The organism is Streptomyces sp. NBC_01233 (assembly GCF_035989305.1).
Lineage (GTDB): Bacteria > Actinomycetota > Actinomycetes > Streptomycetales > Streptomycetaceae > Streptomyces.
Genome location: NZ_CP108514.1, coordinates 8,346,628 through 8,370,476 on the forward strand (window position 1 = coordinate 8,346,628; position 23,849 = coordinate 8,370,476).

Consider the following 23,849-nt stretch of genomic DNA (forward strand, 5'->3'; position numbering starts at 1 on the left):
AGGCACCGCCCGGAACGAGGAGCCCATGCGAACACCCCGCAGAAGACCGGAAGCAGCGGCGCCGCGGCTGCCCGCGCCCCCGGCACGCGGCCGCCGGGCCCACGCCGGACCGCCGGCCGAGGAAACGGCGGAGCGCCAGGCCCACCAGCCCCTCCCGGGCGCTCAGGCCGCCCCGCGCGAACGCGGACCCCGCCTGCGGATGCGGCCCGCCACCGTCCGCGCGAAGATCGTCTCGCTGCTGATGGTCCCGGTCGTCTCGCTCCTCGCCCTCTGGGCCTTCGCCACCGTCAACACCGCCCAGGACATCGCCCGCCTCAGCCGCATCCACCAGGTCGACGCCGAGATACGCACCCCCGTCGCCGCCGCCGTCACCGAACTCCAAGCCGAGCGGCGGGCCGCCATCCGCCTCCTCGCCGACCCCGCCGCCGACCCGGACACCCTGGACCGGCAGGCCCGCCGCACCGACAGCGCCGTCCGGCGACTGCGTCTCGGCGACCGCCACACCGTCGCCGACTCCGGCGACTACCGCTCCGACATCGTGGTCCGCGTCGGCACGTTCGTCGTCGCCGCCGAGGCCCTGGGAGCGGCCCGCAAGGACATCACCGACCGCCGCGCCACCCCCGGGGCGGCCTACGAGATCTACACCCGCGTGGTCGACTCGGCCCTCGCCGTGGGCGGCGCCCTGACCGGCGGCGAGGACGCCGAACTCGGCCCCGACGCCCGCGTCCTGCTCGAATTCGCCCGCGCCGGGGAACTCCTGTCGCGCGAGGACGCCCTGCTCGCCGTACCGGGCCCGCGCAGCGCCGAAACGCTTCGGCAGCTGACCGGCGCCATCGAGACGCGCCGTGCGCTCACCGACTCCGCGGCCCGCGACCTCCCCGCCGCCCAGCAGGCCGCCTGGCAGTCCGTCGCCAAGAGCGCCGCCTACGCCGACCTCACCGGTGCCGAGGACCGCGCGCTGGCCGCCGGCACCTCCAAGGACAGCCGTGGGGCGCCCGCCGGCTGGGAGGCCGCCCACAGCGGCATCGGCGCCTCGATGCTGGAGATCGAGGAGGCCGCGCACGCCGCGGCCGCCGACCGGGCCGACCCGCTCGCCGAAGGGGCGCTGAGCCCGGCGGGCGCCGCCGTACTGCTGGGCCTGGCGGCCGTCGCCGCCTCGCTCGTCATCTCCGTACGGATCGGCCGCGCGCTGGTCGTGGAGCTGGTCTCGCTGCGCAACACGGCCCTGGAGATCGCCCACCGCAAACTCCCGCAGGCGATGGAACGGCTGCGCGCCGGCGAGGACATCGACGTCACCGCCGAGACCCCGCCCGGGCCGCCCGCCGACGACGAGATCACCCAGGTCGGCGAGGCGCTCGACACCGTCCACCGGGCAGCGCTCAGCGCCGCCGTCGAGCGGGCGGAGCTCGCCAGCGGGATCTCCGGCGTCTTCGTCAACCTCGCCCGCCGCAGCCAGGTCCTCGTGCACAAGCAGCTCACCCTGCTCGACTCGATGGAGCGGCGCGCCGACGACCCGAACGAACTCGGCGACCTCTTCCGCCTCGACCACCTCACCACCCGGATGCGCCGGCACGCGGAAAGTCTGATCATCCTGTCGGGTGCGGCCCCGGGCCGGGCCTGGCGGATGCCGGTCCCCCTCACCAACGTCGTACGGGCCGCGGTCTCCGAGATCGAGGAGTACCCGCGCATCGAGGTCCGCCAGCTCGCCGAGGCCGCCGTGGTCGGGGGTGCCGTCGCCGACCTCACCCACCTGCTCGCCGAACTCATCGAGAACGCCGCACAGTTCTCCCCGCCCCACACCAAGGTCCGGGTCAGCGGCGAACCCGTCGGCGCCGGCTACGTCCTGGAGGTCGAGGACCGCGGGCTCGGCATGGGCCGCGAAACCCTCGGCGACGCCAACCGGCGCATCGAACAGTCCGAGGCGCTCGACCTCTTCGACAGCGACCGGCTCGGGCTCTTCGTGGTCAGCCGTCTGGCGGCCCGCCACGGAGTGAAGGTGCACCTGCGCACGTCGCCCTACGGCGGCACCACCGCAGTGGTGCTCCTGCCGAACTCCATGCTCCAGGGCGCCCTCACGGTCGGCGCCACCGGACCCGCCACTGCCACCGGGACCGGCCCCGAGCACCCGGCCGCGGCACCGTCACCGGAGCCGGTGGCGCAGGCGGAGCCGCCGCACACCATGACCGTCGTACGGGAGGACGCGCGCGGCTCGGAGGTACGGGAGGACCCGTGCGGCATCCCGGATCCAGCTCCGGCCCCGGCTCCGGCCCCGGACCGGAACCCCGCACCCGAGGAGCAGCGCCCGGCCCCGGTGGCGCCGCTGCGGCCGCGCGCCCCCGGCGGCGCGGTCGCCCGTACCCAGGCGTCGTCGGCCTCCTCGGCCTCGGTGACGGAACTGCCGCGCCGGGTGCGCCAGGCCAGCCTCGTCCCGCAGCTCCGGGAGGCCCCGGCCCCCAAGGCCCCCGCCGGTGCCCGCGTCCCCGAGGACCCCCCGGGCCGCAGCCCGGAGCAGGCCCGGGACCGGATGGCGGCCTACCGGGCCGGCTGGGTCCGCGGCGCCCAGGAGAACTCCCCCCACGCAGGCAGCGAAGGAGAACTGTGATGATCGAACACCATAGGCTCGACCTCGACCTCGACGGCGTCCGCAGGTCCGGCGAACTGGACTGGTTGCTGGACGACATGGTGCGCCGTGTCCGAGAGGTCCGGCACGCCGTGGTCCTCTCCAACGACGGGCTGGCGGTCGGCGCCTCCAGTGCGCTCAGCCGGGAGGACGCCGAGCACCTTGCGGCGGTGGCCTCCGGCTTCCACAGCCTGGCCAAGGGCGCGGGCCGGCACTTCCACGCCGGGGGCGTGCGCCAGACGATGGTCGAGATGGACGAGGGCTTCCTCTTCGTCGCGGCCGCCGGAGACGGCTCCTGCCTCGCCGTGCTCAGCGCCGCCAGCGCCGACATCGGCCTGATCGCCTACGAGATGGCCCGGCTGGTGAAGCGGGTCGGCGAGCACCTCTACACGCCGCCCCGGTTCGCGGCGCGGCCGCCGGCTGCCAGCTGAGGGCGGCGGTCCGGCACATGAACGGCCAGTGGTACGACGCGGACGCGGGCCCGCTCGTCCGTCCGTACGCCATGACCGGCGGGCGTACGAAGCCGGGACCCCACGGGGTCCGCTTCGACCTGATCGCGCTGGTCGTGGTGGACCCGGAGGGCGCGGACGAGGCGGCCGAGTCGCTGCTCGGCCCCGAACACCGGGCGCTTCTCGGACTCTGCAGGTCCGAGACCCAGTCGGTGGCGGAACTCGCCGCCGACGCCGACCTTCCGGTGGGGGTGGTGCGGGTCCTGCTCGGGGACCTGCTGGAGGGCGGGCACGTCAAGGTCAGCCGGCCGGTACCGCCCGCACAGCTGCCGGACGAGCGGATTCTGCGTGAAGTCATCGAGGGATTGCGAGCGCTTTGATGGGACAGCAAGACAACGGACCTGCCGGACCGGTCCCGGGCCCGGACGTTGACGTGGATCCCGGCCCCGAGGAGGACGCCGAACTGGCCTCGCTCGCGCTGAAGATCCTGGTGGCGGGCGGCTTCGGGGTCGGCAAGACCACACTGGTGGGTGCGGTGAGCGAGATCCGTCCGCTGCGGACGGAGGAGTTGCTGAGCGAGGCGGGTGAACTGGTGGACGACACGGGCGGCGTGGACCAGAAGACGACGACGACCGTGGCCATGGACTTCGGGCGGATCACCATCCGGTCCGGGCTGGCCCTGTACTTGTTCGGCACCCCGGGGCAGGACCGGTTCTGGTTCCTGTGGGACGAGTTGTCGCAGGGTGCGCTCGGCGCGGTGGTGCTCGCCGACACGCGGCGGCTGGAGGACTGCTTCCCGGCGGTGGACTACTTCGAGCACCGGCGCATCCCCTTCGTGGTGGCCGTCAACTGCTTCACGGACGCACGGCGGTACGGGGCGCACGACGTGTCGCGGGCGTTGGACCTGGACCAGGGGACGCCGGTGGTGCTGTGTGACGCGCGGGACAAGGACTCGGGGAAGGAAGTGCTGATCAGGCTGGTCGAGTACGCCGGTCGGGTGCACACCGCCCGGCTGCTGGAGTCGGTGGAGCCGCAGGCCGATTCCGTGTGAACCGGCCTGCGGCTCCACCCGGGATCGGTCAGTCCGCGATTCCGGCGAGGGCGATCACCTTGTCGATCGGGACCCGGACGAGGAGTTCGCTCGGGACGGCATTGCGACGGCCGAACGACTCCGCGCGCTCCTCGCCCATGTAGCGGGCGCCGATCCGGGTCGCCCAGGTGAGCAACTCGTCCGCGTCGTCGGCGTATCCGCTGATCTCGGCGCGGCCCTGGAGCACGACGTACGAGAACGGCGGCCGGTCGTCGTCCACGCAGAGCGCGACCCGGCCGTCGCGGGCAAGGTTGCGCCCCTTGACGGTGTCCTTGCCGGTGTTGAACACGAAGGAATCGCCGTCGAGCACGAACCAGATGGGAGCGATGTGCGGGCTGCCGTCCTCGCGGACGGTGGAGAGCTTTCCGGTGCGGGTGGAATGGGAGACGAATGCCCGCCATTCCTCTTGAGTCATCTTCTTCGCCATGGGGACATCCTCCTTGCCCGAAAGGCGCTGGTGGGGAAGGCTTGCGGCACGAGGACGCGGGGTGGGGCGCGGCCGGGAGGCCGTGTCAACGGGGAGGGGCTGGGAATGGCACTGGACAAGCAACTGGACTGGCTGCTGGACGACCTGACGCGCAGGGTCCAGCAGGTGCGGCATGCGGTGGTGCTGTCCAACGACGGCCTGGTGACGGGGGCGAGCGCGGGACTGGCGCGGGAGGACGCCGAGCACCTGGCGGCCGTCGCGGCGGGTCTGCAGAGCCTGGCGAAGGGGTCCGGGCGGCACTTCAGGGCCGGCGAGGTCCGGCAGACGATGGTCGAGTACGACGAAGGGGTCCTCTTCGTCATGGCGGCGGGCGCGGGCAGCAGCCTGTGCGTGCTGAGCGCGGCCGAGGCGGACATCGGCCAGGTCGCGTATGAGATGACGCTGCTGGTCAACCGGGTGGGCGAGCACCTGGGCGTCGCGGAGCGGCGCATCACCGGCGGCTGACTGGTGACTGAGTCCGTTGAGTTCGTCGGCTGAGCCCGGCGGCTGACTCCGGCGGCTGACTCCGGCGGGGCGGGGGCCGCTTCGGAGAGTTGTCCACAGGCCGCGCGGGATGTCGTTGCACCGAGTTACGGTCTTCACACAGAGTAATCACTGCTCGTGGGGGAGGACCGTGATGATGCAGATGGGGACGGCGCTGCGGGACGCCGAGGGGACCGCGTGCGCGGAGAAGGCCGCGGCTGTCGAAGGCGGCGGTGGTGACACGGATGTGCTGGTGGGTGGCGTGCAGGCCGCCGGGGAACTGGGGCTGAGCCGCAGTGAGTTCGCCAGGGCCGTCCAACTGGGGATCGTGCGGGCGGGGCGGCCGGCCACGGGCGGGGCCGCGCGTTACGCACGTGCGGAGCTGGACCGGGTCAGGACGGCCGCCGGCGGACCGGACGCGCTCCGCGAGCGGGTCGAGGCCGTGGCCGGAGCGGGGGCCGCGGCCGAGGTGCTGGGGGTCGGCCCGAGCCGGTTCACCCGCCTCGCGCGCTGTGGGCACGTCACCCCCGTCGGCTATCGGATCAACCGGTACCGCGCCGTGGTGTGGCTCTACCTGGCCGCAGAACTGCGAACGTTCGCGGAGCGGGAGCCCGGGATGCTGAGCGGGATCGCACCCCCGGCCGACCGGGGGCTGATGGCGGCCAAGGCGGACCTGCGCCCGAGCCGGTGGCGCGGGCGGCACGTCGGGCTGCTGCTGAGACGGACCGCCGACCCCTGGGAGCGCGCCGCCGTACTGGCCTGCGTACTTCCGGAGGACGAGCTGCGGGAGGCCGTGCCCGACCCGGCGGAGCGGATCGTCCTGGCCGCGCTCGCACCGCCCCCGCCGTACGGGCATCCGCAGCTCCCGACGTCCGCGGCGGTGGCGCTGAGGCTGTTGAAGGCAGGGCCGCCGGAAGAGATCCGCTGGTACCGCACGAGCCTGGACTTCGCTCTGACGGGCGCGCGGGATCAGTCGAAGGCGACGGGGGAGAGGGGGCCGACGTAGACCCAGGCCCCGGCCTCGCGGGAGAAGCTGCTGTGCTCGTGCAGCGAACCCGTGTGCCGGCCCTCGCGGTAGTGGGCGCGGAACTCCACCGAGCCCTCCGTCTCGAACATCCCGCCGCGCTCGGTGGTGAGGATCTCCAGCCGCTCCCAGCGCTGCCCGGGGTCCAGGTCGAGATGGGCGGGACGGGTCGAGGGGTGCCAGGAGCGCAGCAGGTAGGCGGTGTCGCCGACGGCGAAGGCGCTGAACCGGGAGCGCATCAGCCGCTCGGCGGTGGGTGCCTGCTGGGCACCGGAGTGGAAGCGGCCGCAGCACTCCGGGTACGCGGCGGGCAGCCCGCAGGGGCAGGGGAGGGCGGAGGTGGCCATGGGCGTGCTCAGTTCTTCGGGGCGGGCTCGGACGGCCGGGCCTGGTCGGACGGCTTGGCTGGGTACGGACGGAAGAGGCCCTCCTGGACCACGGAGACCAGCAGCCTGCCCTCCACGTCGTAGATCCGGCCCCGGGCGAGACCGCGCCCGCCGTGCGCGATGGGTGACTCCTGGTCGTACAGGAACCACTCGTCCGTCCGGAACGGCCGGTGGAACCACATGGCGTGGTCGAGCGAGGCCATGTCGAAACCGCGCATGCCCCACAGGGGCTCCACGGGGATGCGCACGGCATCGAGGAGGGTCATGTCACTGGCGTAGGTCAGGGCGCAGGTGTGCACGAGCGGGTCGTCGCCCAGCGGGCCGACCGCGCGCATCCACACCGCGCTGCGGGGGTCGGCGCCCTTGAGCTCCTCGGGAGTCCAGCGGAGCCGGTTCACGTACCGGATGTCGAAGGGCTGGCGGCGGGCCATCCGCTCCAGCGCCTCCGGCAGCGCCCCGAGGTGCTCGCGGATCTCGTCCGCGACCTTGGGGAGCGTGTCCGGGTGGGGGACATGGTGAGGAGGCAGCTGGTGCTCGATGCTGCCCTCCTCCGGCTGATGGAAGGAGGCGGTGAGATTGAAGATCGTCTTGCCCTGCTGGACCGCGGTGACCCGGCGCGTGGTGAAGGACCGCCCGTCGCGCACCCGCTCCACCTGGTACACGATCGGCACCCCGGGGACGCCGGGGCGCAGGAAGTACGAGTGCAGCGAGTGGACCGGGCGGTCGCTCTCGACGGTGCGGCCCGCCGCCACCAGCGCCTGGCCGGCGACCTGGCCGCCGAAGACGCGCTGGAGCGACTCCTGCGGGCTGGCGCCGCGGAAGATGTTGACCTCGATCTGCTCCAGATCGAGCAGATCGACCAGTCTCTCGGCGGGGTTCGTCATCAGAGGATCTCCACTGTCGGGTCCGGGCGGGCCGGCGGGATGCCGGAGCAGGTCAGAGGGCGCCGAGCTCGCCGACCGAGGTGACCCGGATGACGGCCCGGCCCTCCTCGTCGGAGGCCGCGAGGTCGACCTCGGCGCTGATGCCCCAGCCATGGTCCCCGTTGGGGTCTGCGAAGGTCTGGCGGACGCGCCACAGGCCGTGCGCCGGGTCCTCCTCGATCTGGAGCAGCTTCGGGCCGCGCGCGTCCGGGCCGGTGCCCAGGTCGTCGTACTCGTCCCAGTACCCGTCCATGGCCTCACCCCAGGCGTCGGCGTCCCAGCCGGAATCGGCGTCCAGGTCGCCCAGCACGTTGACGTGGTCGAGGGCGGCCAGCTCCACCCGGCGGAACATCGCGTTGCGGACCAGGACGCGGAAGGCGCGCGCGTTCGCGGTGACCGGCTTGACCTGGTCGGCCTTCTCCTGGGCCTGCTCCGCCGTCTCCACCTCCGGGTTCGCCAGCTGCTCCCACTCGTCGAGCAGGCTGGAGTCGACCTGGCGGACCAGTTCGCCGAGCCATTCGATCAGGTCCTGGAGGTCCTCGGACTTGAGGTCGTCGGGGATGGTGTGGTCGAGCGCCTTGAACGCGCTCGCCAGGTAGCGCAGCACGATGCCCTCGGTGCGGGCCAGCTCGTAGAAGGAGGTGAACTCGGTGAAGGTCATCGCGCGTTCGTACATGTCGCGGATGATCGACTTCGGGGAGACGGGGTGGTCGCGCACCCACGGGTGGCTCTTGGCGTACACGTCGTAGGCGTGGAAGAGCAGCTCTTCGAGCGGCTTGGGATAGGTGACGTCCTGGAGACGCTCCATCCGCTCCTCGTACTCGATGCCGTCGGCCTTCATCTGGCCGACCTGGATGCCCCGTTCCTTGTTCTGCTGGGCGGCCAGGATCTGCCGCGGGTCGTCCAGCGTGGACTCCACCACGGACACCATGTCCAGCGCGTAGGAGGGCGACTCCGGGTCGAGCAGGTCGAAGGAGGCCAGCGCGAAGGTGGACAGCGGCTGGTTGAGCGCGAAGTCCTGCTGGAGGTCGACGGTGAGCCGGATGGTGCGCCCCTCGGCGTCCGGGGTGTCGAGCTTCTCGACCACACCGCCGTCCAGCAGCGAGCGGTAGATCGCAATGGCCCGGCGGATGTGCCGCAGCTGGGCCTTGCGGGGCTCGTGGTTGTCCTCGAGGAGGTGGCGCATCGCCTTGAAGGCATCGCCCGGGCGGGCGATGACCGACAGCAGCATGATGTTGGTGACCTTGAAGCGCGAGGTCAGCGGCTCCGGGTCGGCGGCGATGAGCTTCTCGAATGTGGTGTCCGACCAGGCGACGAAGCCCTCCGGGGCCTTCTTGCGCACCACCTTGCGGCGCTTCTTCGGGTCGTCGCCCGCCTTGGCGAGGGCCTTCTCGTTCTCGATGACGTGCTCGGGCGCCTGCGCGACCACGTAGCCCGCCGTGTCGAAGCCGGCCCGGCCGGCGCGGCCGGCGATCTGGTGGAACTCGCGGGCGCGCAGCGTCCGGACCCGGTTGCCGTCGTACTTGGTGAGCGCGGTGAACAGCACCGTACGGATCGGGACGTTGACACCGACCCCGAGGGTGTCCGTACCGCAGATGACCTTCAACAGACCGGCCTGGGCGAGCTTCTCCACCAGGCGGCGGTACTTGGGCAGCATGCCGGCGTGGTGCACACCGATCCCGTGCCGGACGTAGCGGGAGAGGTTCTGGCCGAACTTGGTGGTGAAGCGGAAGTTGCCGATCAGGTCCTGGATCTTGTCCTTCTCCTCGCGGGTGCACATGTTGATGCTCATGAGCGACTGCGCCCGCTCGACCGCCTGGGCCTGGGTGAAGTGCACGATGTAGACCGGCGCCTGCCGGGTCTCCAGCAGCTCGGTGATCGTGTCGGTGATCGGCGTGGTGACGTACTCGTAGGACAGCGGGACGGGCCGGGTCGCGGAGCGGACCACCGAGGTGGGCCGGCCCGTGCGCCGGGTCAGGTCCTCCTCGAACCGCTTCATGTCGCCGAGGGTCGCCGACATCAGGACGAACTGTGCCTGCGGCAGCTCCAGGAGTGGGATCTGCCAGGCCCAGCCGCGGTCCGGCTCGGCATAGAAGTGGAACTCGTCCATCACGACCTGGCCGATGTCGGCGTGCTTCCCGTCGCGCAGGGCGATGGAGGCCAGCACCTCGGCGGTGCAGCAGATCACCGGGGCGTCCGCGTTCACGGAGGCGTCGCCGGTCAGCATGCCGACGTTCTCGGTGCCGAAGAGCTTGCACAGGTCGAAGAACTTCTCCGACACCAGGGCCTTGATCGGAGCGGTGTAGAAGGTGACCTTGTCCTGGGCCAGGGCCGTGAAGTGCGCGCCGGCCGCGACGAGGCTCTTGCCGGAGCCGGTCGGCGTGGACAGGATCACGTTCGCCCCGGAGACGACCTCGATCAGCGCCTCCTCCTGAGCCGGGTACAGGGTGATGCCCTGGTCCTCCGCCCACGAGGAGAAAGCCTCGAAGAGGGCGTCGGGGTCGGCGTTCGGCGGGAGCTGATCAATGAGGGTCACACCCCCCATCTTGCCTGGCTTCCCCCCGGATCAGGGAACCGGCGGACGGAAGGAAGATCATCGACGGTACGCTGTGCCGTCGATGGGGCCCGAACGAAACAGTCGACGGGGCCCGACCACAACACCAGCGGGGCGGGAAACGACCATGATGGGTCCGGCGCACTCACTGTCCGGGGCAGCGGCCTGGCTGGGGGTGGGCGCGGCGACCGCGGCAGCCGGTCACCCCATGCCGTGGCCCGTCCTCGTCGTCGGCGCGCTGATCTGCGCCGGAGCGGCCCTGGCCCCGGACCTCGACCACAAGTCGGCGACGATCTCGCGCGCCTTCGGCCCGCTCTCCAGGGGCCTGTGCGAGGTGGTCGACAAGATCTCCTACGCCGTCTACAAGTCCACCCGCTCCAAGAAGGACGCCCGCCGCACCGGCGGCCACCGCACGCTGACGCACACGTGGCTCTGGGCCGTCCTGATAGGCGGCGGATCCTCCGTGCTCGCCGTCACCGCCGACCGCTGGGGCGTGCTCGCCCTGCTCTTCGTGCACCTGGTGCTGGCGGTCGAAGGCCTGCTGTGGCGGGCGGCCCGGATGTCCAGCGACGTCCTGGTCTGGCTGCTCGGGGCGACCAGCGCGTGGATCCTTGCCGGAGTGCTCGACCAGCCCGGCAACGGCGCGGGCTGGCTGTTCACCGGCCCGGGCCAGGAGTACCTCTGGCTCGGCCTGCCGATCGTGCTCGGCGCCCTGGTCCACGACATCGGCGACGCGCTGACCGTCTCCGGCTGCCCGGTCCTGTGGCCCATCCCGATCGCCGGCAAGCGCTGGTACCCGATAGGCCCGCCGAAGATGATGCGCTTCCGTGCCGGCAGCTGGGTGGAGCTCAAGGTCCTCATGCCGGTCTTCGTCCTGCTGGGCGGCTTCGGCGGCGCCTCGGCCCTCGGGTTCATCTAGATCCGCCTTCCGGCTCGCGCCGGCAGCTCCCTAAATCGCTGGCGCCCAGCATGCGGCAGCGGGATGATCCGGAACGTCCGGGCCGCCCAGTGAGGGAGCTGTGATGACCGTTGTCGCGTCCGAGGCCTCCGGGCCCCAGCCGGAGGTCCGCGTGACGGCCGGGGCGGTCCGCGGGACCCGCGAGGACGGTGTGGCGGTCTTCCGCGGCATCCCGTTCGCCGAGCCGCCGGTCGGCCCGCTGCGTTTCGCCGCACCGAGGCCCGTACGGACATGGGACGGGGTGTGGGCCGCGCTGTCGTACGGCCCGCCGCCCCCGCAGGGCGGCCACTTCGGCATGGACGCGCTGGCCCGGGACGCGGCGGGCGACGACTGGCTCACGGTCAACGTCTGGACGTCCGAGCCCGGTCCGGGCGCGGGGCTGCCGGTGATGGTGTGGATCCAGGGCGGCGCCTACTCGATCGGCACGTCGGGCCTTCCCGAGTACGACGGCGGCCGCCTGGCGCGTGACGGCGGTGTCGTCGTGGTGACGTTCAACTACCGTGTGGGCCTGGAGGGGTTCGGGCAGATCGAGGGAGCGCCCGCCAACCGCGGCCTGCTGGACCAGGTCGCCGCCCTGGAGTGGGTGCGCGACAACATCCGGGCCTTCGGCGGTGACCCGGGCCGCGTCACCGTATTCGGCCAGTCGGCGGGCGCCGGATCGGTCGCCGCGCTGCTGGCGATGCCGCGGGCGGCCGGTCTCTTCGGCCGGGCCGTCGCACAGAGCGTGCAGGGCACCTTCTTCTCGCCAGAGCTCGCCGCCGCCATCGCCTCCGCCTGCGCCGCCGAGCTGGGTTTGCGACCCACGTCGGCCGACCTGTCCGGGGTGGACCCCGCCCGGCTGTCCGCCGCCGGTGACGCGGTAGGCGTCAAGATGGACCGGTGGGCGGATCGCTGGGGCCCCGTCGCGCACCGGGCGATCCCCTTCTCGCCCGTCGTCGACGGCGAGACCCTGCCCGTCACGCCGTGGCAGGCCCTGGCCGAGGGGGCCGGTCGGGACATCGAACTCCTCGTCGGCCACACCCGCGACGAAACGCGGCTGCTCACCGCGCTCGACGGACTGCTCGGCCAGGTCACTGCGGAGCAGGCGCAGACCGCCCTGGACGTCTTCGGGCCCGGTCAGGACGCCGCACACCGCTACCGCGAGGCCTTTCCGGCCGCCGGCCCGGACGAGCTGTACGAGCTGGTCGGATCCGACTGGCTGTTCCGTATGCCGTCGCTCCACCTCGCCCGGGCCCAGACCGCCGCCGGCGGCCGTGCCCACGTCTACGAGCTGACCTGGTCCGCCCCGGGCATGGGCGGCGCCCTCGGCGCCTGCCACGGCCTCGACGTTCCGCTGGTCTTCGGCAACCTGGAGCGCGGCCGGCCCGCGGTGCTGATCGGCGAGGGCCCGTTCCCGGAGGCGGAGGAGCTGTCCGCACGCATGCGGGGCGCCTGGACGGCGTTCGCGGCCCACGGCGACCCCGGCTGGCCCGCGTACGACACCGGGCAGCGCCTCGCGCAGCTCTTCGGCACCCCGCCGGCCCTCGCCGCCTACCCGGAGGAGGCCTCCCGTCTGATCTGGCAGGACCACGTCTTCCCCGCCCTGCCGCTCCTCGGCCCCTAGGCCGCCGGGCCCCGGGCCGGCAGGTCGGACCGTTCCTCCTGGTCAGCGGCGCGCCTTGGTCGTCCCGAGGGCCCTTCCTGCGGCGGGTGTTCCCCCTTGAGCCGCCGGGCACCTCGTCCCCGTACGGCGGCTTCACGACCGACCCGTCGGGCTGCCACTACTTCCCGCTGGGCTCCCTCGACTCCCCGCCCGACCGGGCGCTCGCGCAGAGCGCCGACCAGGTGGCGTTCCTCCTGCTGTCCGGCGGTGCCGGCGAGGAGCCCAAGCTCGTTCCGCGGACCCACAACGACTACGTCCACCAGGCGCGAGGCGCCGCCGAACTGGTCTCGCTCACCGAGGACGACGTGTACCTCGCCGCGCTGCCCGCCGAGCCCGACTTCGCCTTCGGCTGCCCCGGCATCGTCGGCACCCTCTCCGCCGGCGGCACCGTCGTCCCGGTCGAGGATCCGGCACCGGCGGAAGGCCTTCCGGTCATCGAGCGGGAGCGGGTCACCATCACCTCGCTGGTGCCCGCCGTCGCCCGGCTCTGGCTCGACGCGCTGCCCACGGTCAGGGCGGACGTGAGCAGTCTGCGTCTCGTGCAGATCGGCGGCGGGCCCGTGGACCGGGCGACCGCCGAACGGACGGGCACCGAACTCGGCTGTCGCCTGCAGCAGGTCTTCGGCATGGCCGAGGGGCTGCTCACCCTCACCCGGCTCGCCGATCCGGACGAGACCGTGCTCACCACGCAGGGCCGTCCGCTCTCGCCCGACGACGAGATCCGCCTCGTCGACGCAGACGGCAAGGACGTGCCCGACGGGGAGCCGGGCGAGCTCCTCGCCCGGGGCCCGCACACCCCGCGAGGCTACTACCGGGCGCCCGAGCACAACGCGCGCTCCTTCACCGCCGACGGCCACCTCCGCACCGGCTACCTCGCGCGGCGCACCCAGGACGGCAACCTCGTGGTGACCGGCCGCCTCGCGGACGGCCAGGAGGGGGCCGACCATGAGGATCCGTCCGCCATGTGACGGGCAGCAGGGCAGCAGGGCAGCCGAGCCGCCCGGCGAACCGCCGGCCGGGGTCACCCGTGCCAGGACCGCCACAGCGCCGCGTACGCCCCGTCGGCCGCGACCAGCTCGTCGTGCGAGCCCAGTTCGCTGATCCGGCCGCCCTCGACCACCGCGATCACGTCCGCGTCGTGCGCGGTGTGCAGCCGGTGGGCGATGGCGATGACCGTGCGCCCGTCCAGCACCCGGGCGAGCGAACGCTCCAAGTGCCGCGCCGCACGCGGGTCCAGCAGCGAGGTGGCCTCGTCCAGCACCAGCGTGTGCGGGTCCGCCAGCACCAGCCGGGCCAGCGCGATCTGCTGCGCCTGCGCCGGGGTCAGTGCCGTGCCGCCGGAACCGACCTCGGCGTCCAGACCGGCCTCCATGGCCCGCGCCCAGCCGTCCGCGTCGACCGCGCCCAGCGCCGCCCACAGCTCGGCGTCGTCGGCACCCGTCCGCGCGAGGCGCAGATTGTCGCGCAGCGAGCCCACGAACACGTGGTGCTCCTGGTTGACCAGCGCCACGTGCTCGCGCACCCGCTCCGCAGGCATCCGCGACAGCCGTGCGCCGCCGAGGGTGACCTCGCCGGTCCGGGGCGCGTAGATGCCCGCGAGCAGCCGTCCCAGGGTGGACTTGCCCGCGCCCGAGGGCCCGACGAGCGCCATCCGGGTGCCCGGCGGCACGGACATCGACACCTGGTGCAGGACGTCCACGCCCTCCCGGTAGCCGAAGCGGACCTCCTCGGCCCGCACGTCCCGGCCCTCGGGAGCCACCTTCGCGTCCCCGGCGTCCGGTTCGATCTCCCGTACGCCCACGAGCCGGCCCAGGGAGACCTGGGCGACCTGGAGCTCGTCGTACCAGCGCAGGATCAGGCCGATCGGATCGACGAGCATCTGCGCCAGCAGGGCGCCCGTGGTCAGCTGCCCCACCGACATCCAGCCCTGCATCACGCAGTAGCCGCCGATCATCAGCACCGAGCCGAGGATCGTCACGAACGTGACGTTGATGACGGGGAAGAGGACCGTCCGCAGGAACAGCGTGTACCGCTCCCACGCCGTCCACTCCTTGATCCGCCGCTCCGACAGCGCGATCCGGTCCGGCCCGAGACGGTGCGCCTCGACCGTGCGACCCGCGTCCACCGTCTCGGTGAGCACGGCCGAGACCGCCGCGTAGCCGGCCGCTTCCGAGCGGTACGCCGACGGCGCGCGCCGGAAGTACCAGCGGCAGCCGATCACCAGCACGGGCAGAGCCACCAGCGCGGCGAGCGCCAGCGGCGGCGCGGTCACCGCGAGAGCGCCGAACAGCAGCCCGGCCCAGACGACGCCGATCGCCAGCTGCGGCACGGCCTCGCGCATGGCGTTCGCCAGCCGGTCGATGTCGGTGGTGATCCGCGACAGCAGGTCACCGGTACCGGCCCGCTCCAGCACGCCGGGCGGCAGCCCCACCGACCGTACGAGGAAGTCCTCGCGCAGATCGGCCAGCATTTCCTCGCCCAGCATCGCCCCGCGCAGCCGGACCAGCCGAACGAAGAACGTCTGGACGGCGAGCGCCAGTGCGAACAGCAGCGCCACACGCTCCAGATGGAGCTCGCGCGCCCCCTCCGCGAGATCGTCCACGACCCGGCCCAGCAGGTACGGACCGACCATGGAGGCGATCACCGCGGCCGCGTTGACGGCCACCAGCAGCACGAAGGCCCGCCGGTGGCGCCGGAACAGGCCGCGCACATAGCCCCGTACGGTCGCCGACGTGCCCACGGGCAGGGTCGCGGCCGACTGGGGGGCCGCCGGATCGTACTCCGGCGGCGCCACGCCGATCATGCGGATTCCTCGATCTCTGTGAGTACTTCTTCCAGCTCTGTCAGTTCCAGCCCGGCGAGGCGCTCCTGCTGCTCCTCGTCCGTCTCGCGGGTGACCACCGCCCGGTACAGCGGCTCGCGGTGCAGCAGCTCGCGGTGGGTGCCGACCGCCGCCACCGTTCCCCCGTCGATGAGCACGACCCGGTCCGCGCGGTCCAGCAGCAGAGGCGAGGAGGCCAGTACCACCGTGGTGCGTCCGGCGCGCAGGGTTGCGACCCCGTCCGCGATCCGTGCCTCGGTGTGCGAGTCGACCGCGGAGGTCGGCTCGTCGAGCACCAGCACCTCCGGGTCGGTGACCAGGGACCGTGCCAGCGCCAGACGCTGGCGCTGCCCGCCGGACAGCGACCGGCCGCGCTCGGTGATCCGCGCGTCCATCGGGTCCTCGACCCCGTCCGGCGCCGACTGCAGCAGTGCGTCCAGCACGTCCGCGCACTGGGCGGCCGCCAGCGCCGCGCCGGACTCGACCGCGCCGGAGGCCGGTACGTCGAACAGCTCGCGCAGGGTCTCGGACAGCAGCACCGGATCCTTGTCCTGTACGAGGACCAGCGTGCGAGCGGTGTCCAGCGGGAGCTCGTCCAGCGCGACACCGCCGAGGAGCACCGACGGCCCGTCGTCCTCTCCGTCGTCCGTCCCGTCGCCGTCCATGGGATGGCCGCCGAGGCGTTCCGCGAGCCGGCCCGCCAGGTCCGGGTCCCCGCACACGACGGCGGTGAACCGGCCCGCGGGGGCCAGCAGCCCGGTCCGGGGGTCGTACAGGTCCCCGCCGGCGGCCGGTGCCACCGCCGCGCCGGCCCCGGCCCCGACTGTGATGTCGGAGTCGGTTGCGGCTTCGGCTGGACGTTCGGGGGCGTCCGTCCGGGTCAGCGACAGCACCCGGGCGGCCCGCTTGGCGGAAGGGCGCGAGAAGGAGTACGCCATGGCGATCTCCTCGAAGTGCCGCAGGGGGTAGAGCAGCGTCGCCACCGCGCTGAACGCCGCGACGAGTTCACCCACCGCGATGCGCCCGTCCACGACGAGCGTGGCGCCGTACCAGACCACCGTGATCAGCAGCGCGCCCGGGAGCAGCACCTGGATCGCGGAGATCAGCGCCCACATCCGGGCACTGCGCACGGCGGCCTCGCGGACTTCCTGCGAGGCCTCGCGGTACCGGCCGAGGAACAGCTCCTCACCGCCGATGCCGCGCAGCACGCGCAGCCCCGCGACGGTGTCGGAGGCCAGCTCGGTGGCCTTGCCCGCCTTCTCCCGCTGGATGTCGGCGCGCTTGGTGGCGCGCGGCAGCAGCGGCAGCGAGGCCAGGGCGATCAGCGGCACGCCGATGGCCACGACCACGCCCAGCTCGGGTGCGTAGAACAGCAGGCCGACACAGACGAGGACGACGGCGAAGACGGCCGCGAGGAAGCGGGAGACCGCCTCGACGAACCAGCCGATCTTCTCCACGTCGCCCGTGGAGACCGCGACGACCTCGCCCGCGGCGACCCGGCGGGTCAGGGCGGAGCCCAGTTCGGCCGTCTTGCGCGCGAGCAGCTGCTGCACGCGTGCGGCGGCGGTGATCCAGTTGGTGACGGCGGTGCGGTGGAGCATGGAGTCGCCGACCGAGATGGCGACGCCGATGAGCACGAGCAGCGCGCCGACGAGCAGCAGCCGGTTCGCGTCGTGTTCGACGACCGCGTCGACGCCCAGCCCCACGGCGTACGGCAGTCCCGCGATGCCGGAGAAGTGCAGCATCCCCCAGCACAGGCTCTTGAGCTGTCCGCCGAGTTGGCCGCGTCCCAGCCACAGGAGGAAACGGGGGCCTGAGCGAGCGTCGGGTACCCCCGGATCCGGATACGGAAGATCGCTGATCTGCATGACGCCCCATGACTGGTCGAGTGGTCCAAACCGTGCAAGGTTCGCCTTCCGGGCCGGTCCCGGGCAATCGATTTTCCGTCGGCGACGTACTTCCGCCACGAGGTCTGCGGCCCCGGTGCACGGCTTCGCGCCTGTTCAGAGGGGCCGCGCACACCGGCGCTCACGGGCGGGTGGCGTGCTCCAGTTCGAGCAGCGCCGAATAGTAGCTTCGCTCGGTCGCCCGGTCCATGCCCACCTCGCACATCCGGTTCGCCGACAGGTGCGCGTCGAAGGCCCGCGCCGTCACCTCCGCCGCCTCGCGCGCCGTGGCCGAGGCCGTCAACTCCGGGTGCAGCATGCCCCGGTCGCCCGCGAAGGCGCAGCAGCCCGCGTCGTCGGGGACCACCACCTCCTCGGCACAGGCCCCGGCCACTGCCAGCAGCTGCGCCTCGTCGCCCAAGTGCCGCATCGAGCAGGTGGGATGGAGCACGACCGAGCCCACCGTGCGCCGCACCTCCAAGTGCGGCAGCAGCTCCTCCGCGGCCCACACGATCGAGTCGACGATCCGCAGCTCCGCGTGCAGCGCCCGATTGTCCTCCGTCAGGTACGGGAGCACCTCGTGCGCGATCCCCAGGGTGCACGAGGAGGCGTCGACGACGAGCGGCAGCCGCCCGCCGGCCGTCCAGCCCCAGGCCGCCTCGACGATCCGGTTGGCCATCAACCGGTTGCCGGCGTCGTAGCCCTTGGAGTGCCAGATGGTCGCGCAGCAGGTTCCCTTCACGTCGCGGGGGATCCAGACCGGCTTGCCGGCGCGCTCCGACACGGCCACCACGGCCTCCGGCAGGGAGGGTCCGGGACGGCCCTCGGGTCCGCCGAAGATCCGGTTGACGCAGGCCGGGTAGTACACCGCCGAGGCGCCCACCCGCCGGGTCGCGGGCAGGCTCCGCGCGGCCGCGCCGGGGATCTGCGCCAGCCACTGCGGCAGCAGGTCCGGCCGTACGGCCCTGCGCGCGGCCCCCGTGACCGCCTCGAGCAGCCGGTCCCCGACCCGATGGGTGACGCGGTCGGCCGCGGCCACCGCCAGCCGGGCGGTGGCCTCGACGGTCCGGAACCGCCGAGCGGCCAGCGCGGCGGCGGCCTCCTCGCGCGCGCTGTGCCGGCGGTGGCGGAAGTCCCTCATCAGCGCCCCGGTGTCGATGCCGACCGGGCAGGCCAGCCTGCAGGTGGAGTCGCCCGCGCAGCTGTCCACCGCGTCGTAGCCGTAGGCGCCGAGCAGCCCGTCCAGCACGGGGGAGCCGGGCTGCTGGCGCATCATCTCGCGGCGCAGCACGATCCGCTGGCGCGGAGTGGTCGTCAGGTCCTCGCTGGGGCAGGTCGGTTCGCAGAAGCCGCACTCGATGCAGGGGTCGGCCACCGTCTCCACCTGCGGAATGGTCTTCAGGCCGCGCAGATGGGCCCGCGGGTCGCGGTCGAGGAGGATGCGCGGGGCGAGCACCCCGGCCGGATCGACGACCCGCTTGGTGCGCCACATCAGCCCGGCTGCCCTGGGGCCCCATTCCAGTTCGAGGAAGGGGGCCATGTTGCGGCCGGTGGAGTGCTCGGCCTTCAGGGAGCCGTCGAAGCGCTCCACGGTCAGCCGGCAGAAGGCCTCCATGAAGGCCCCGTACCGCTCGACGTCGGCCGGGTCAGCGGCGTCGAAGGCGAGCAGGAAGTGCAGGTTGCCGTGGGCGGCGTGCCCGGCGACGGCCGCGTCGAAGCCGTGCCGCGCCTGGAGTTCGAGGAGCGCCTCGCAGGCTTCGGCCAGCCTGGAGGGCGGTACCGCGAAGTCCTCGGTGATCAGGGTGGTGCCGGGGGCGCGGGCTCCGCCGACGGCGGTGACGAAGGCCTTGCGGGCCGTCCAGTAGCCGCCCACGGTCTTCGGGTCGCTGGTGAAGGCATTGGTGACCGAGGCCACCGGGGCGATCAGGTCGAGTCCGTCGAGGGCCCGCGCGGCCCGGCGTGCGCAGGCGTCCCGGCCGGCCTCGTCGGGGGCCCGGAACTCCACGAGCAGGGCGGTCGTGTCCCGGGGCAGGTCCGCCCAGTCGGCGGGAACGCCCTTGACGCTGACCGAGGCGCGCAGGGTGTTGCCGTCCATCAGCTCCACGGCGATGGCGCCCGCCTCGTTGAAGACGGGCACGGCCGCGGCCGCTGCGGGCAGCGAGGGGAAGAACAGCAGGGCCGAGCAGACCTCGCGGTCGAGGGGGAGGGTGTCGAAGACGACCTCGGAGATGAAGCCGAGGGTGCCCTCCGAGCCGACCATCAGGCCCCGCAGGATCTCGACGGGGGTGTTGCCGTCGAGATAGGCGTCGAGGCGGTAGCCGGTGGTGTTCTTGATCTCGTACTTGGCGCGGATCCGGGCGACCAGCGCCGGGTCGGCCCCGATCTCCTTCTTGATCTCCATCAGCCCGTGGCACAGGGCCGGTTCGGCGCGCGCCAGCTCCTCGTCGGCCAGCGGGTCGGCGGTGTCCACGACGGTGCCGCCGGGCAGGACGAAGGTGAGGGAGGAGAGCGTGCGGTACGAGTTCCGGGTGGTGCCCGCGGTCATGCCGGAGGCGTTGTTGGCGACGACCCCGCCGAGGGTGCAGGCGAGGGCGCTGGCCGGGTCGGGGCCGAGGATCCGGCCGTGCCGGGCGAGGGCGGCATTGGCCCGCATCACGGTGGTGCCGGGCCGGATCCGGGCCCGCCGGCCCTCCTCCAGCACCTCGATCCCGGCCCAGTGGCGGCGTACGTCGACCAGGATGTCCTCGCCCTGGGCCTGGCCGTTGAGCGAGGTCCCGGCGGCGCGGAAGACGACCTCGCGCCGGCGGCCGTGGGCGTACGAGAGCACTGCGGAGACGTCGTCGATGTCCTCGGCGATCACGACGACCTGGGGCACGAACCGGTAGGGGGAGGCGTCGGAGGCGTAGCGGACCAGGTCGGACACCTTCCACAGCACCTTCTCGGCGCCCAGCAGCTCGGTCAGCTCGCTGCGCAGCGGCTCCGGGGTGCCGGCGGCCCGGTGCACGGGGACCCGGTCGGGCGAGGGGCCGCTGATGCTGCGCGGGCGCAAGGCCCCCGGCTTCGGTTCCAGCAGCGGCATGTGCGACCCCTCGCCTCACGGCGGCCCACGTGTGGCCTACTCAGCAGGTGCGCTCCGCCGGCGCGTCCGACAGGGCGTTCAGCAGGCCGCCGAGCACCTCGCGCTGGTCGGCGGTCAATGGAGCCAGGATCTCCTCTGCCGCGTCCGTTCGCGCGTTGCGCAGACGGCGCAGCGTGGCGCGGCCGGTGTCGGTGAGCTCGATCCGGATGACGCGCCGGTTGGCGGGGTCGGGCGCGCGGCGCACGCACTCGGCCGCCTCCAGGCCGTCGACGAGGGTGGTCACGGCGCGCGGGACGACTTCCAGGCGCGCGGCGAGGTCCGCCATCCGGGGCGGCTGCTCGCCCTCGTAGTGCGAGACGAGGCGCAGCAGTCGACTCTGGGCGGGAGTGATCCCGAGCGGCACCATGTGCCGCTTCTGGATCCGGTGGAGCCTGCGCGTCAGGCGCAGGAGCTGTTCGGCGAGGAGTCGATCGCTGTCGGAGGCGGAGCTCATGCGGGAACAATATCAGGATGCCGTTCATTGTGAGCATAGGTAACAATGACCTATGCTCCAATGGCCCCGACCTTGCCGAAGGGGACTCCGCGAAGACCAGGCCCAGACCCCAGACCCCGGACTCCTGACCCCCGAGAGGGTGCCCATGCCTCACGACGAACCGAAGTGGATCCCATCGAAAGACCCCCTCGACCCCGCCCGCCCCGCCCCGGCGGAGCAGCCGCGGGAGCTGCGCCGCATCGTGGCGCTCTTCCGGCCCTACCGCGGCCGGCTCGCCGTCGTCGGCCTGCTCGTCGGCGCCTCCTCGCTGGTCGGCGTCGCCTCGCCGTTCATGCTCCGGGAGATCCTCGACGTCGCGATCCCGCAGGGTCGCACCGGTCTGCTCAGCCTGCTCGCGCTCGGCATGATCCTCACCGCCGTCGTCACCAGCGTCTTCGGCGTGCTCCAGACGCTGATCTCCACCACCGTCGGCCAGCGCGTCATGCACGACCTGCGCACCGCCGTCTACGGGCAGCTCCAGCGGATGCCGCTGGCCTTCTTCACCCGCACGCGCACCGGTGAGGTGCAGTCCCGCATCGCCAATGACATCGGCGGCATGCAGGCCACCGTCACCTCCACCGCGACCTCGCTCGTCTCGAACCTGACGGCCGTCATAGCCTCCGTCGTCGCGATGCTCGCGCTCGACTGGCGGCTCACCCTCGTCTCGCTGCTCCTGCTCCCCGTCTTCGTGTGGATCAGCCGCCGGGTCGGACGCGAGCGCAAGCGGATCACCACGAAGCGGCAGAAGCAGATGGCCGCCATGGCCGCGACGGTCACCGAGTCGCTCTCGGTGAGCGGCATCCTGCTCGGCCGCACCATGGGCCGCTCCGAGTCGCTGACCTCCGCCTTCGCCGAGGAGTCCGAGAAGCTCGTCGGACTCGAAGTGCGTTCGAGCATGGCCGGCCGCTGGCGGATGTCCACGATCGGCATCGTCATGGCCGCGATGCCCGCCCTCATCTACTGGGCCGCCGGCCTGGCCCTCCAGACGGGCGCCCCCTCGCTCTCCGTCGGCACCCTCGTCGCCTTCGTCACCCTCCAGCAGGGCCTGTTCCGGCCCGCCGTGAGCCTGCTGTCGACCGGTGTGCAGATACAGACCTCGCTCGCCCTGTTCGCCCGCATCTTCGAGTACCTCGACCTGCCGGTGGACATCACCGAGCGCGCCGACCCGGTGCGCCTCGACCGGGCCAAGGGCGAGGTCGCGCTGGAGGACGTGCACTTCGCGTACGACGCCAAGAACGGACCGACTCTCACCGGGATCGACATCACGGTCCCGGCCGGCGGCTCCCTCGCCGTGGTCGGACCGACCGGCTCCGGCAAGAGCACGCTCAGCTACCTGGTGCCCCGGCTCTACGACGTGACCGGCGGGCGGGTCGCCCTCGACGGGGTGGACGTGCGCGACCTCGACTTCGACTCGCTGGCCCGTTCCATAGGCGTGGTCTCCCAGGAGACCTACCTCTTCCACGCCTCGGTCGCGGACAACCTGCGCTTCGCCAAGCCGGACGCCACCGACGAGGAGATCATCGAGGCGGCCCGCGCGGCGCAGATCCACGACCACATCGCGTCCCTGCCCGACGGGTACGACACCCTGGTCGGCGAGCGCGGATACCGGTTCTCCGGAGGTGAGAAGCAGCGGCTGGCCATCGCCCGCACCATCCTGCGGGACCCGCCGGTGCTGATCCTCGACGAGGCCACCAGTGCCCTGGACACCCGAACCGAGCACGCCGTCCAGCAGGCCATCGACAACCTCTCGGCCGGCCGGACCACCATCACCATCGCGCACCGGCTCTCCACCGTCCGCGACGCCGACCAGATCGTGGTGCTGGACGCGGGCCGCATTGCCGAGCGGGGTACGCACGAGGAGCTCCTGAAGGCGGACGGCCGGTACGCGGCGCTGGTCCGCCGGGACCGGGACGCCGCGCTGGCGCCCGAGCCGCCCGGGGAAGCCCAATTGGCTCCGGTGAATGTGTGACCGTATGACCGGCACACGGGCTGGATGTCGAAAAAGTGACAGTTTGCGGGTTAGCGTTCCCGCATGAGTCATGAGTACCGGCCGCCGCGGCGCCGATCCCGGCTCACCCGCCGGGGCCGACTGGCGCTCTTCCTCGGCATGCTGCTCGCCATCGGTGCGGCAGTCTTGATCCCGATACTGCGGGGTGGGGAAGAGCCGGAGAAACCGCGCCGGTTGGTGATCCCCGAGGGCTGGCGCGCGTCGCAGGTGTACGCCGCGGTGGACCGCGAACTGAAGCTCCCGCCCGGATCCGCGAAGTCGGCGGTGACCACCGCCGCACTGGCCCTGCCCGCGGAGGCCAAGGGCAACCCGGAGGGGTACCTCTTCCCGGCGACGTACCCGGTGACCTCGAAGACCACGCCGGCCGCGCTCCTCGCGTACATGGTGCGCACGGCGAACGAGAAGCTCGCCACCAAGGCGGTGGCCGACGGTGCCAAGGCCCACGGGATGACCCCCTATCAGACGGCCACGATGGCCAGCATCATCGAGGCGGAGGCCGAGACCCGTGCCGACATGGGCAAGGTCGCCCGCGTGGTGCACAACCGGCTGGCGAAGTCGATGCCGCTGCAGATGGATTCCACCATCAACTACGCGCTGAACCGCAGCACCGTGGACACCAAGCTGAGCGAGACCCGCATCGACAGCCCCTTCAACACGTACGAACGCCAGGGCCTGCCGCCCACCCCGATCGACAGCCCGGGGCTGGAGGCCATGGCGGCCGCGGTCGCGCCGACGCCCGGAGACTGGCTGTACTTCGTCACCGTGAAGCCGGGCGACACCCGCTTCTCGGCTACGTACGACGAACACAAGAAGCATGTGGCCGAGTTCAACCGGATCCGCGCCCACGCGGGCTCCCGCGCAGGTCAGGGGGCTTCCGCCGGGAAATGAGGGGCACCGGACCCGGGATCGGACCTACGATCGGCCGCCT

At 72.6% G+C, this 23,849-nt stretch carries 19 protein-coding genes; 11 read left to right on the forward strand and 8 right to left on the reverse strand.

What is annotated here, in order from left to right; all coding sequences use genetic code 11:
- The first annotated feature begins 25 nt into the window (after positions 1-25).
- Genes OG332_RS38945 through OG332_RS38960 form a run of 4 tightly spaced genes read left to right on the forward strand, consistent with a single transcriptional unit; the run spans position 26 to position 4,120 of the window.
- Positions 26-2,602, forward strand: coding sequence for a sensor histidine kinase (locus OG332_RS38945; protein ID WP_327417856.1), 2,577 nt, complete (start codon positions 26-28; stop codon positions 2,600-2,602).
- On the forward strand, positions 2,602-3,051 hold the full coding sequence (locus OG332_RS38950; RefSeq protein WP_327417857.1) for a roadblock/LC7 domain-containing protein: 450 nt from the start codon (positions 2,602-2,604) through the stop codon (positions 3,049-3,051). The genes OG332_RS38945 and OG332_RS38950 overlap by 1 nt, the downstream gene beginning before the upstream one ends.
- A gap of 17 nt (positions 3,052-3,068) precedes the next feature.
- A complete protein-coding gene (locus tag OG332_RS38955; protein WP_327417858.1) occupies positions 3,069-3,449 on the forward strand; it encodes a DUF742 domain-containing protein in 381 nt (126 codons plus the stop codon).
- Complete coding sequence (locus OG332_RS38960; protein WP_442816277.1) at positions 3,449-4,120, forward strand: GTP-binding protein; 672 nt, start codon at positions 3,449-3,451, stop codon at positions 4,118-4,120. The genes OG332_RS38955 and OG332_RS38960 overlap by 1 nt, the downstream gene beginning before the upstream one ends.
- Before the next feature lie 28 nt (positions 4,121-4,148).
- Here the strand turns inward: OG332_RS38960 and OG332_RS38965 are convergent, their stop codons facing one another.
- A complete protein-coding gene (locus tag OG332_RS38965) occupies positions 4,149-4,586 on the reverse strand; it encodes a PPOX class F420-dependent oxidoreductase (protein ID WP_327417859.1) in 438 nt (145 codons plus the stop codon).
- A gap of 105 nt (positions 4,587-4,691) precedes the next feature.
- Between OG332_RS38965 and OG332_RS38970 the strand changes: the two genes are divergently transcribed.
- Entirely contained in the window at positions 4,692-5,090 is a 399-nt protein-coding gene (locus OG332_RS38970; RefSeq protein ID WP_030384197.1) for a roadblock/LC7 domain-containing protein, read from the forward strand.
- Between the two features lie 172 nt (positions 5,091-5,262).
- The gene (locus tag OG332_RS38975; RefSeq protein ID WP_327417860.1) at positions 5,263-6,114 is read left to right on the forward strand and encodes a DUF6397 family protein; all 852 of its coding nucleotides are present in this window, start codon (positions 5,263-5,265) and stop codon (positions 6,112-6,114) included.
- Here OG332_RS38975 and OG332_RS38980 read toward each other — a convergent pair.
- The 3 genes from OG332_RS38980 to OG332_RS38990 are packed head-to-tail and all read right to left on the reverse strand — an operon-like array spanning position 6,078 to position 9,977.
- Positions 6,078-6,479 carry a YchJ family protein gene (locus tag OG332_RS38980; RefSeq protein WP_327417861.1) on the reverse strand — a complete coding sequence of 134 codons (402 nt, stop codon included), beginning with the start codon at positions 6,477-6,479 and terminating at the stop codon, positions 6,078-6,080. The genes OG332_RS38975 and OG332_RS38980 overlap by 37 nt on opposite strands.
- An 8-nt stretch (positions 6,480-6,487) precedes the next feature.
- On the reverse strand, positions 6,488-7,402 hold the full coding sequence (locus tag OG332_RS38985; protein WP_327417862.1) for an acyl-CoA thioesterase: 915 nt from the start codon (positions 7,400-7,402) through the stop codon (positions 6,488-6,490).
- A 52-nt stretch (positions 7,403-7,454) separates the two neighbouring features.
- Positions 7,455-9,977, reverse strand: a complete 2,523-nt coding sequence (locus OG332_RS38990; RefSeq protein WP_327417863.1) for a DEAD/DEAH box helicase — start codon at positions 9,975-9,977, stop codon at positions 7,455-7,457.
- Between the two features lie 145 nt (positions 9,978-10,122).
- Between OG332_RS38990 and OG332_RS38995 the strand changes: the two genes are divergently transcribed.
- The 3 genes from OG332_RS38995 (at position 10,123) to OG332_RS39005 (ending at position 13,563) form a co-directional block, all read left to right on the forward strand.
- Positions 10,123-10,914: a metal-dependent hydrolase gene (locus OG332_RS38995; protein WP_327417864.1), complete on the forward strand. Its 792-nt coding sequence runs from the start codon at positions 10,123-10,125 to the stop codon at positions 10,912-10,914.
- Positions 10,915-11,017: 103 nt separating this feature from the next.
- Positions 11,018-12,556 carry a carboxylesterase/lipase family protein gene (locus OG332_RS39000; protein ID WP_327417865.1) on the forward strand — a complete coding sequence of 513 codons (1,539 nt, stop codon included), beginning with the start codon at positions 11,018-11,020 and terminating at the stop codon, positions 12,554-12,556.
- 86 nt (positions 12,557-12,642) lie between these two features.
- Positions 12,643-13,563, forward strand: a complete 921-nt coding sequence (locus tag OG332_RS39005; RefSeq protein ID WP_327417866.1) for an AMP-binding protein — start codon at positions 12,643-12,645, stop codon at positions 13,561-13,563.
- Between the two features lie 53 nt (positions 13,564-13,616).
- Here the strand turns inward: OG332_RS39005 and OG332_RS39010 are convergent, their stop codons facing one another.
- The 4 genes from OG332_RS39010 to OG332_RS39025 form a co-directional block, all read right to left on the reverse strand.
- Positions 13,617-15,398 carry an ABC transporter ATP-binding protein gene (locus tag OG332_RS39010; protein WP_327417867.1) on the reverse strand — a complete coding sequence of 594 codons (1,782 nt, stop codon included), beginning with the start codon at positions 15,396-15,398 and terminating at the stop codon, positions 13,617-13,619.
- Positions 15,395-17,284, reverse strand: coding sequence for an ABC transporter ATP-binding protein (locus OG332_RS39015; protein WP_327417868.1), 1,890 nt, complete (start codon positions 17,282-17,284; stop codon positions 15,395-15,397). Before OG332_RS39015 ends, OG332_RS39010 begins: the two co-directional genes overlap by 4 nt.
- Positions 17,285-17,444: 160 nt before the next feature.
- Positions 17,445-20,381, reverse strand: a complete 2,937-nt coding sequence (locus OG332_RS39020) for an FAD-binding and (Fe-S)-binding domain-containing protein (protein WP_327417869.1) — start codon at positions 20,379-20,381, stop codon at positions 17,445-17,447.
- A 40-nt stretch (positions 20,382-20,421) separates the two neighbouring features.
- On the reverse strand, positions 20,422-20,874 hold the full coding sequence (locus OG332_RS39025; protein ID WP_327417870.1) for a MarR family winged helix-turn-helix transcriptional regulator: 453 nt from the start codon (positions 20,872-20,874) through the stop codon (positions 20,422-20,424).
- A 145-nt stretch (positions 20,875-21,019) separates the two neighbouring features.
- Here OG332_RS39025 and OG332_RS39030 point away from each other — a divergent pair, with 145 nt between their 5' ends.
- Positions 21,020-22,882, forward strand: coding sequence for an ABC transporter ATP-binding protein (locus OG332_RS39030; protein WP_327417871.1), 1,863 nt, complete (start codon positions 21,020-21,022; stop codon positions 22,880-22,882).
- Positions 22,883-22,945: 63 nt separating this feature from the next.
- Positions 22,946-23,809, forward strand: coding sequence for an endolytic transglycosylase MltG (gene mltG, locus OG332_RS39035; RefSeq protein WP_327417872.1), 864 nt, complete (start codon positions 22,946-22,948; stop codon positions 23,807-23,809).
- Positions 23,810-23,849 lie beyond the last annotated feature (40 nt).

What these genes read in the sequence shown, in the direction of transcription:
- OG332_RS39030 (WP_327417871.1), top strand. Translation starts at nt 21,020, where the DNA reads ATGCCTCACGACGAACCGAAGTGGATCCCATCGAAAGACCCCCTCGAC.
- OG332_RS38960 (WP_442816277.1), top strand. Translation starts at nt 3,449, where the DNA reads ATGGGACAGCAAGACAACGGACCTGCCGGACCGGTCCCGGGCCCGGAC.
- OG332_RS38975 (WP_327417860.1), top strand. Translation starts at nt 5,263, where the DNA reads ATGATGCAGATGGGGACGGCGCTGCGGGACGCCGAGGGGACCGCGTGC.
- mltG (WP_327417872.1), top strand. Translation starts at nt 22,946, where the DNA reads ATGAGTCATGAGTACCGGCCGCCGCGGCGCCGATCCCGGCTCACCCGC.
- OG332_RS38995 (WP_327417864.1), top strand. Translation starts at nt 10,123, where the DNA reads ATGATGGGTCCGGCGCACTCACTGTCCGGGGCAGCGGCCTGGCTGGGG.
- OG332_RS39020 (WP_327417869.1), bottom strand. Translation starts at nt 20,381, where the DNA reads ATGCCGCTGCTGGAACCGAAGCCGGGGGCCTTGCGCCCGCGCAGCATC.
- OG332_RS38965 (WP_327417859.1), bottom strand. Translation starts at nt 4,586, where the DNA reads ATGGCGAAGAAGATGACTCAAGAGGAATGGCGGGCATTCGTCTCCCAT.
- OG332_RS39015 (WP_327417868.1), bottom strand. Translation starts at nt 17,284, where the DNA reads ATGCAGATCAGCGATCTTCCGTATCCGGATCCGGGGGTACCCGACGCT.
- OG332_RS38945 (WP_327417856.1), top strand. Translation starts at nt 26, where the DNA reads ATGCGAACACCCCGCAGAAGACCGGAAGCAGCGGCGCCGCGGCTGCCC.
- OG332_RS38970 (WP_030384197.1), top strand. Translation starts at nt 4,692, where the DNA reads ATGGCACTGGACAAGCAACTGGACTGGCTGCTGGACGACCTGACGCGC.
- OG332_RS39000 (WP_327417865.1), top strand. Translation starts at nt 11,018, where the DNA reads ATGACCGTTGTCGCGTCCGAGGCCTCCGGGCCCCAGCCGGAGGTCCGC.
- OG332_RS38950 (WP_327417857.1), top strand. Translation starts at nt 2,602, where the DNA reads ATGATCGAACACCATAGGCTCGACCTCGACCTCGACGGCGTCCGCAGG.
- OG332_RS39025 (WP_327417870.1), bottom strand. Translation starts at nt 20,874, where the DNA reads ATGAGCTCCGCCTCCGACAGCGATCGACTCCTCGCCGAACAGCTCCTG.
- OG332_RS39010 (WP_327417867.1), bottom strand. Translation starts at nt 15,398, where the DNA reads ATGATCGGCGTGGCGCCGCCGGAGTACGATCCGGCGGCCCCCCAGTCG.
- OG332_RS38985 (WP_327417862.1), bottom strand. Translation starts at nt 7,402, where the DNA reads ATGACGAACCCCGCCGAGAGACTGGTCGATCTGCTCGATCTGGAGCAG.
- OG332_RS38955 (WP_327417858.1), top strand. Translation starts at nt 3,069, where the DNA reads ATGAACGGCCAGTGGTACGACGCGGACGCGGGCCCGCTCGTCCGTCCG.
- OG332_RS38980 (WP_327417861.1), bottom strand. Translation starts at nt 6,479, where the DNA reads ATGGCCACCTCCGCCCTCCCCTGCCCCTGCGGGCTGCCCGCCGCGTAC.